General features: G+C 46.8%; 1 pseudogene. It reads right to left on the reverse strand.

Annotated elements, in window-relative coordinates:
• Positions 1 to 132: 132 nt before the first annotated feature.
• Positions 133 to 628 (reverse strand): annotated as a pseudogene (locus tag D5281_RS25220) (IS21 family transposase); the annotation flags it as partial.

Genomic DNA, 628 nt, shown 5'->3' on the forward strand with positions numbered 1-628 from the left:
ACTGACAGATTTTTCCGAAGCGGGAATGGCAGATGAGCCGGCTCTGTCCGCATGCCGTCTGCCATATGTCTGGGAAGTATCTGATGTCTTCCTATCTCTGTTCTGTTATAATAGATAAATACAAGATGGCTGTTAAATTTGACATCCACCTTGCAGCCGATATATCTGTATGGAATACTGGCCTTTGTTCCACCATATATGGGAGCTGCTGCCAACTTTATGCCCATAAGACCATTCACAGACTTCATAGGGGATAAGCGGCAGGGTTCTCAGATATGGCTTTTCTTCCATTTCAAAGATGCTCCGGCGGCTGCCGGGGCGTTTTTGGAACGGCTTGTCATTGAATTCTTTTACTGCTTTCCGGATACCAGCATTTAATGCGGCTAATGATGTGAATACATCGTTCCTGAGTTTTGCAATGACAGCCGTGGCAATCTTACCCACACAACCTTCAACGCTTGCTTTCTGCTTCGGCTTTTTGACACCTGCAGGCATGATGGCAGCGGAATAATACCCGCCAAGGGAAAGATAGGCCTCATTTCGTATGATCTCGCCTCTTTTAGGATGCAGGGTCACTCCGGTTTTCAGGTTATCACAGACAATCTTTACTGGTGTGCCGCCAAAGAAC

The organism is Parablautia muri (assembly GCF_009917485.1).
GTDB classification, from domain to species: Bacteria; Bacillota; Clostridia; order Lachnospirales; family Lachnospiraceae; genus Suilimivivens; species Suilimivivens muri.